Annotated in this window: 8 protein-coding genes; 4 read left to right on the top strand and 4 right to left on the bottom strand. The window is 60.2% G+C overall.

Going from position 1 to position 7,426, the window contains the following annotated elements:
* The 3 genes from OQK_RS13075 to yccS all read left to right on the top strand — a co-directional run.
* A partial coding sequence (locus OQK_RS13075; RefSeq protein WP_038860919.1) for a DbpA RNA binding domain-containing protein occupies positions 1-565 on the top strand: 565 nt, incomplete at its 5' end.
* Positions 566-696: 131 nt separating this feature from the next.
* Positions 697-1,875 carry an NAD(P)/FAD-dependent oxidoreductase gene (locus tag OQK_RS13070; protein WP_016772798.1) on the top strand — a complete coding sequence of 393 codons (1,179 nt, stop codon included), beginning with the start codon at positions 697-699 and terminating at the stop codon, positions 1,873-1,875.
* Between the two features lie 262 nt (positions 1,876-2,137).
* The gene (gene yccS, locus OQK_RS13065; protein ID WP_016772797.1) at positions 2,138-4,312 is read left to right on the top strand and encodes a YccS family putative transporter; all 2,175 of its coding nucleotides are present in this window, start codon (positions 2,138-2,140) and stop codon (positions 4,310-4,312) included.
* 170 nt (positions 4,313-4,482) lie between these two features.
* Here yccS and OQK_RS13060 read toward each other — a convergent pair whose 3' ends face one another.
* On the bottom strand, positions 4,483-5,220 hold the full coding sequence (locus OQK_RS13060) for a substrate-binding periplasmic protein (protein ID WP_016772796.1): 738 nt from the start codon (positions 5,218-5,220) through the stop codon (positions 4,483-4,485).
* A 255-nt stretch (positions 5,221-5,475) separates the two neighbouring features.
* Here OQK_RS13060 and OQK_RS13055 point away from each other — a divergent pair, with 255 nt between their 5' ends.
* Positions 5,476-5,928, top strand: a complete 453-nt coding sequence (locus tag OQK_RS13055; protein WP_016772795.1) for a GNAT family N-acetyltransferase — start codon at positions 5,476-5,478, stop codon at positions 5,926-5,928.
* A gap of 123 nt (positions 5,929-6,051) precedes the next feature.
* Here the strand turns inward: OQK_RS13055 and OQK_RS13050 are convergent, their stop codons facing one another.
* From OQK_RS13050 to OQK_RS13040, 3 genes are all read right to left on the bottom strand, one after another.
* Positions 6,052-6,348 (bottom strand): winged helix-turn-helix domain-containing protein, encoded by a 297-nt coding sequence (locus tag OQK_RS13050; protein ID WP_016772794.1) that lies wholly within the window; start codon positions 6,346-6,348, stop codon positions 6,052-6,054.
* A gap of 18 nt (positions 6,349-6,366) precedes the next feature.
* Positions 6,367-6,861 (bottom strand): YgjP-like metallopeptidase domain-containing protein, encoded by a 495-nt coding sequence (locus OQK_RS13045; RefSeq protein WP_038861199.1) that lies wholly within the window; start codon positions 6,859-6,861, stop codon positions 6,367-6,369.
* 44 nt (positions 6,862-6,905) lie between these two features.
* Positions 6,906-7,426 (bottom strand): EAL domain-containing protein (locus OQK_RS13040; RefSeq protein WP_038860918.1); only part of this gene is annotated, 521 nt, incomplete at its 5' end.

Here is a 7,426-nt window from a genome sequence, read left to right as displayed (position 1 = left end):
GCACGGCGATCTGGAACAGCGTGACCGCGATCAGGTGCTGGCGATGTTCGCCAACCGCAGCACCTCGGTGCTGGTCGCCACCGACGTCGCGGCCCGTGGTCTGGACATCGATGCGCTGGACATGGTGATCAACGTCGAGCTGGCGCGCGATTCGGAAATCCACATCCACCGCGTTGGCCGTACCGGTCGCGCGGGCGAGAAAGGCATTGCCATCAGTCTGGTCGCGCCGTCCGAAGCGCATCGTGCGCAAGCCATCGAACAACTGCAGAAAGCGCCGCTGAACTGGGATCAGATCGACAACCTCAAGTCCCAGGGCCTGGCGCCGCTGCAACCACCGATGACCACCCTGTGCATCGGCGCTGGCCGCAAAGACAAAGTGCGCCCGGGCGACATTCTTGGCGCACTGACCGGCGAAGCGGGCATTCCCGGCGCGCAGGTTGGCAAAATCGCCATCTTCGATTTCCAGGCCTACGTCGCTGTCGAGCGCACCGTGGCCATGCAGGCCTTGCAGCGCCTGAACGACGGCAAGATCAAGGGCCGCTCGTTGCGCGTGCGTATTCTCTGACCTGATCGTTCCCACGCTCTGCGTGGGAATGCATCCCGTGACGCTCCGCGTCACATAACAACGGACGCAGAGCGTCCATGGCGGCATTCCCACGCAGAGCGTGGGAACGATCATTGTGTGAGGACACCGTTTTGCGCTCTACCGAAGTCGTGATCATTGGCGCTGGCGCCGCCGGCTTGATGTGTGCCCTGACCGCCGCCGGGCGCGGGCGTCAGGTGTTGCTGCTCGACCACGCGAACAAGGCCGGCAAGAAAATTCTCATGTCCGGCGGTGGTCGCTGCAATTTCACCAACATGTACACCGAACCGAGCAATTTCCTTTCGCAGAACCCGCATTTCTGCAAATCGGCGCTGGCGCGTTACACCCAGTGGGATTTCATCGGTCTGGTCGGCAAACATGGCGTGCCGTACCACGAGAAGAAACTCGGCCAGCTGTTCTGCGATAACAAATCCAGCGACATCCTCGGCATGCTCCTTGATGAATGCGATCAGGCCGGCGTCGAACTGCACCTGGACACCTCAATCCAGACCATCGAAAAAACCGACAGCGGCTACCTGCTCGACACCACCCTCGGTCAGGTCCAGTGCCAATCGTTGGTGATCGCCACCGGCGGCTTGTCGATTCCGACCCTGGGCGCTACCGGTTTCGGTTACCAGGTCGCCAAACAGTTCGGCCATGAACTGCTGCCGACCCGCGCCGGCCTGGTGCCGTTCACCATTACCGACCAGCTCAAGGAGTTGTGCACAGAGCTGTCCGGGACCTCGGTGGATTGTCTGGTCAGCTGCAATGACCAGAGCTTTCGCGAGAACATCCTCTTCACTCACCGTGGCCTCAGCGGCCCGGCGATTCTGCAGATTTCCTCGTTCTGGGAGTCTGGCGATACGGTAGAGATCAACCTGCTGCCGGATCACGACGCGGCGAGCTGGTTGCAACAGCAAGTCGCCGAGCGTCCGAACAGCGAGCTGAAGACTTTGCTTGGCGAGATCTTCACCAAGAAGATGGCCAATCTGCTGGCGGACAACTGGTTTGTCTCCAAACCGATGAAGCAGTACACCCACGCTGAACTGGCGGAGATTGCCGAGAAGCTCGGCAGCTGGAAGGTTGTGCCGGCGGGAACTGAAGGCTATCGCACGGCTGAGGTGACCCTGGGCGGCGTCGACACCCGCGAGGTGTCGTCCAAGACCATGGAATCGCTGAAAAGCCCCGGCCTGTACTTCATTGGGGAAGTGCTTGACGTCACCGGGCACTTGGGCGGCTTCAATTTCCAGTGGGCCTGGGCCTCCGGTTACGCCGCCGCGCAGTTCGTTTGATCCACGTCTTTCAAATGTGAAATGCAATCCCTGTGGGAGCTGGCTTGCCAGCGATGAGGCCGGCACATCCAACACCGATGTTGAATGCCAGGACGCCATCGCTGGCAAGCCAGCTCCCACAGGTTTTGTGCCAATCCCCAAATTGAGTTCGGCAAAAAAGCAGTCAGGAACACTTTTTGCTGTCAGATGTGCTCGACGCCATTGCGTCGGCGTCATTACTGGCTCAATTTAGCGGCATCGCCTCGGAAGGCCTTCGCACTTCATGTCCTCGACCTCGTTTCGTCAGTCTTTGCGGCGCCTGTGGGCGCTGGATAAATTCAGCTACAGCGTGCGGGTATTCATCGCCCTGACCGGCAGCATGGCGCTGTGCTGGTATCAGGATGAAATGGGCCTGCTGATCCCGTTGTTTCTCGGCATCATCGCCAGCGCCCTGGCCGAAACCGACGACAGTTGGCAGGGCCGCCTCAACGCACTGGCGGTGACGCTGGTGTGTTTCAGCATCGCCGCGCTGTCGGTGGAATTGCTCTTTCCCTACCCGATCATTTTTGCCGTGGCCCTGGCGCTGGCCAGTTTCGGCCTGACCATGCTTGGCGCGCTGGGCGAGCGTTACGGTGCGATCGCCTCGGCGACGCTGATTCTGTCGGTGTACACGATGATCGGCGTCGATCAGCGCGGCGGCGCGGTTACCGATTTCTGGCATGAACCGATGCTGCTGGTCGCTGGCGCGGCGTGGTACGGCCTGCTCTCGGTGCTGTGGCAGGCACTGTTTTCCAATCAACCGGTGCAGCAAAGTCTGGCGCGCCTGTTCCGCGAGCTGGGCCTGTACCTGAAGCTGAAATCCTCGCTGTTCGAGCCGATCCGGCAGATGGACGTCGAAGCCCGCCGCCTCGAACTGGCGCAGCAGAATGGCCGGGTGGTCGCCGCCTTGAACACGGCCAAGGAAATCATCCTGCACCGGGTCGGCAACGGTCGACCCGGCTCGAAAGTCAGCCGTTATCTCAAGCTGTACTTCCTCGCCCAAGACATTCACGAACGCGCCAGCTCTTCGCACTACCCTTACAACGCGCTGGCCGAGGCGTTCTTCCACAGTGACGTGCTGTTCCGCTGCCAGCGCCTGCTGCGCCAGCAAGGCAAGGCCTGCCGGGCCTTGGCCGAATCCATCCAGATGCGCCAGCCGTTCATCTACGACGCCAGTTTCGCCGAAGCCCTGAACGACCTGCATGCCTCCCTCGAACACTTGCGCATCCAGAGCAACCCGGCATGGCGCGGCCTGCTGCGCTCGCTGCGCGCACTGGCGGCCAACCTCGGCACCCTCGACCGCCTGCTCAGCGATGCCAGCAACCCCGATGCCCTGGCGGACGCCACCGACAGCAGCCTGCTCGACCGCTCACCGCGCAATCTCAAGGACGTGTGGATTCGCCTGCGTACACAACTGACGCCGACTTCGCTGCTGTTCCGCCATGCCCTGCGCCTGCCGCTGGCACTGAGCATCGGCTACGGCATGGTGCACCTGATTCACCCGTCCCAAGGCTACTGGATCATCCTCACCACGCTGTTCGTCTGCCAGCCGAACTACGGCGCCACCCGGCGCAAACTCGGCCAGCGGATCATCGGCACGGCCATTGGCCTGACGGTGGCGTGGGCGCTGTTCGATCTGTTCCCCAACCCGGTAGTGCAATCGTGCTTCGCCATCGCTGCCGGCGTGGTGTTCTTCACCAATCGCACCACCCGCTACACCCTGGCGACGGCGGCGATCACGATCATGGTGCTGTTCTGCTTCAATCAGGTCGGCGATGGCTACGGGCTGTTCCTGCCACGGTTGTTCGATACCTTGCTCGGCAGTTTGATTGCGGGTCTGACGGTGTTCCTGTTCCTGCCGGACTGGCAGGGCCGGCGCCTGAACAAAGTGCTGGCCAACACCCTGACATGCAACAGCATCTACCTGCGCCAGATCATGCAGCAATACGCCGCCGGCAAGAGCGACGACCTCGCCTATCGCCTGGCCCGCCGCAACGCCCATAACGCCGACGCGGCGCTGTCGACGACACTGGCGAACATGCTCATGGAACCGGGACACTTCCGTAAGGAGGCGGATGTCGGTTTCCGTTTCCTGGTGCTGTCGCACACGTTGCTCAGCTATTTGTCAGGGCTCGGCGCACACCGTGAAACACAGTTGCCAGCGGAGGTGCGCGAGCATCTGATCGAAGGCGCCGGGGTGAAACTGGCGACCAGCATCGACGAAATCGCTCAAGGCCTTGCGAGCAAGCAGCCGATTGCAATTCAGAGTGATGAAGAAGAAGCGCTGGCCAATGAGCTGGAACAGATGCCGGATGAAATCGATGAAGGGCAGCGGTTGGTGCAGACGCAGCTGGCGCTGATTTGCCGGCAGTTGGGGCCGCTTCGGACATTGGCGGCGCATTTGATCAAAGAAGTCTAGCTACAAGTTTCAAGCTGCAAGCTGCAAGCTGCAAGCTGCAAGCTGCAAGCTGCAAGCTGCAAGCTGCAAGCTGCAAGCTTCAAGCTTCAAGCTTCAAGTTAGAAGCCGGGTTGCGTTCGGCTTGTAGCCTGTAGCCTGTAGCTTGTAGCTTGTAGCTTGTAGCTCCCCCACTACATTCCATGCCGCCGCAATAACTTCTCATAAGTCCCGTCAGCCTTCATCGCTGCAATCGCCCGGTCAAACCCGGCGACGATCTGCTCATGCTGCGGATTCTTCAGGCTGACCAGAATATGCAGGCTGTTTTCACTCAACGGCTTGGGTAAAAACTCCACCGAATTGCGCACCTTGGCCGATTCCCGCGCCAGGTAATACTTCGCTACGTACTCATCCTCAAGCGTCAGCTTGACCCGATCCGCCGCGAGCATGCGCACGCCCATGGCGAAGTTGTGCACGGGCACTTTCTGCATCGCCGTGTCGGCATCGAAAGGGGCGGAATAGGCGTACCCGCGCACCACCGCAATCGGATAGGTGTGCAGTTGCTCGAGGCTGTTGTACTCAATGGGTGCGTCTTTACGCTTGAGGAAGCGGATGCGATTGATCAGGTACTCATCGGAAAACTGACCGATCTGCGTGCGTTCGTCGTTGTACCAGGCATTGACCAGCACGTCGTAACGCCCCTCGCCAATCCCCAGCAATGCGCGCGCCCACGGCACTTGTTCGTAACCGCTGGCATAACCGGCGCGAGCCAGTGCGGTGCTGACAATGTCGGTGGCCAGGCCACCGTTGACCAGTGCATCGTCGGTAAATGGCGGCCAATTATCGAACGCCAGCCGCAGCTTCTGCGCCGCAACATCCTGGCCGAGCACCAGCAGTCCGATCAAAGCAACGGCTTGAAGCAATCGCAGCATGCTTGAACATCCTCAGCGGGCAACCGCCCGACGTGGTTTCACGTCAAAACCCAAGGCCCCTTACCGGCAAAACCCAAGCATTGAACATTAGCTCATGGGAGCCAGTGGACAGTGCTCTTGAGCAGATTACACAAAGTCGCAGCCAGCGCGAGAAAGGAATAGTGGCATTTTGACCTTTATCACAGACTGTTGCGCCATACAGACATACGGCGCTGCTGCGCTTAGTATCGGGCGACATGGTCAAGGAATCGAAAAATGACAATCGAGTGGATCTGCAAACATCATCGTGATCTGGGCAAAGAGCAGTTGTACGCCTTGTTGAAGCTGCGCTCTGATGTATTCGTGGTCGAACAGAAATGTACCTATCCGGATCTCGACGGCCAGGATCTGGAGGGCGATACCCATCACCTGATGGGCTGGGAGGATGATCAGCTGATGGCTTATCTGCGCCTGCTCGACCCGGAATCCCAAGGCGGCGACGTGGTGATTGGCCGCGTGGTGACCGCGCCCGCCGGCCGTGGCAAAGGGTTGGGCCACGCGATGATGGAACAAGCGCTGAAGCAGGCCGAAAAGCACTGGCCGCAGGTGCCGATCTATCTGTCGGCGCAGGCGCATCTGCAGGGGTATTACGGCAAGTACGGGTTCGAAGTGGCGGGCGAGGAATATCTCGAGGATGGGATTCCCCACATAGGCATGCGTCGTTCTTGAGGGCCTCATCGCTGGCAAGCCAGCTCCCACAGGTTCATCGCTCGTTCACGAAAACCGTGTTCGCTGGAGATCCCTGTGGGAGCTGGCTTGCCAGCGATTGCGTCAGTTCAGGCGCCGCTGGATTCAGGGGTATTCCAGCACCGCTTTTATCTGCCGCAAATTGCGCTCGATCCAGCCGCGATCAATCGCTCCCCACTCGCGAATCCGATAGCGCCCGGCATGATTGCGCGCGCCCTCTTCCTGTTCGAACTCACAGATTATGTCCAGATCGGCCAGCGCGGCAATCGTGTCCTGCGCCGTGCGTCGCGGCATGCCGGTGACTTCGGTCAGCGTCGGCACACTCGGCGCCAGGCCGCTATCGATCAGATAAGCCACGTACAAACGGCGATAGAAACTGCTCTTGGTCTTGCTGACGTCCATCCACACCTTCCTGATTGGTCAAGCCTGCATATCCCGCCACGTCAGGTACACACGCAGATCGAACTCGATCTGGTGATACCCCGGCAGCATGTGCTCGCACAATTTATAGAACGCCTTGTTGTGATCCGATTCCTTGAAGTGCGCCAGCTCGTGCACCACGATCATTTTCAGAAAATCCGGCGCGGCGTCCTTGAACAGCGCGGCGATGCGGATTTCCTTGTTGGCCTTGAGCTTGCCGCCCTGCACCCGTGACACCGTGGTGTGCAGACCGAGGGCGCGGTGGGTCAGGTCGAGGCGGTTGTCGAACAGCACTTTGTCGATGGCCGGCGCATTGCGCATGTACTGCTGTTTGAGATCCAGCGCGTAGCTGTACAAGGCCTTGTCGCTCTGCACGTCGTGTCGCCCTGAATAGCGCTGATTCAGGTATTCACCCAGGCGCCCTTCGGCAATCAGTTGGCGCACCTGATCCTGCAATTGCGCGGGGTAGGCCTGGAGGTACTTCAACACAGTCATGGACGAGCGACGCGGTTCGAAAAAGGTCCGCCAGTGTAGCGAATTCAACCGGGCAACGCGCTCCAGTCAAACGGTTCGACGAAGCTGACCGCGTCTTCGGCGATCAACGGCCGCGCGACGAGGAAGCCCTGCACGTATTCGCAGCCATGGGCTTGCAGCCACTGATATTGCTCGAGGGTTTCCACCCCTTCGGCAATCACCAGCAGACCGTATTGCTTGCACAGGTCGATGACCATGCGCACCAGCGCCGCATCGCGTGGCGAGTCCGGCAGGCGCGCGATCAAGTGGCGGTCGAGCTTGAGCGTGTCCAGTTCCAGATCGCGCAGATGCGCCAGCGAGCACGGCCCCGAACCAAAATCATCCAGCGCCACGCGCACCCCGAGATGACGCAGCAGCCGCAGTTGCTTGCGGGTTTCGTCCGGGTTTTGCATCAACGCTTCTTCGGTGACTTCGACTTCCAGTTGCCGCGGTTGCAACGCATGGCGCTCCATCACCTGACGCAGTTCAGTGACCAGATTCGGCAGGCCGAACTGGGTATTGCTCAAACTCACGCCGAGCACCAGGT

The sequence above is a fragment of the Pseudomonas sp. R62 genome, from assembly GCF_000257605.1.
GTDB classification, from domain to species: Bacteria; Pseudomonadota; Gammaproteobacteria; order Pseudomonadales; family Pseudomonadaceae; genus Aquipseudomonas; species Aquipseudomonas atacamensis.
Note: the sequence above shows the minus strand (reverse complement) of the source record. Positions and strands in the feature narration are given on the sequence as shown.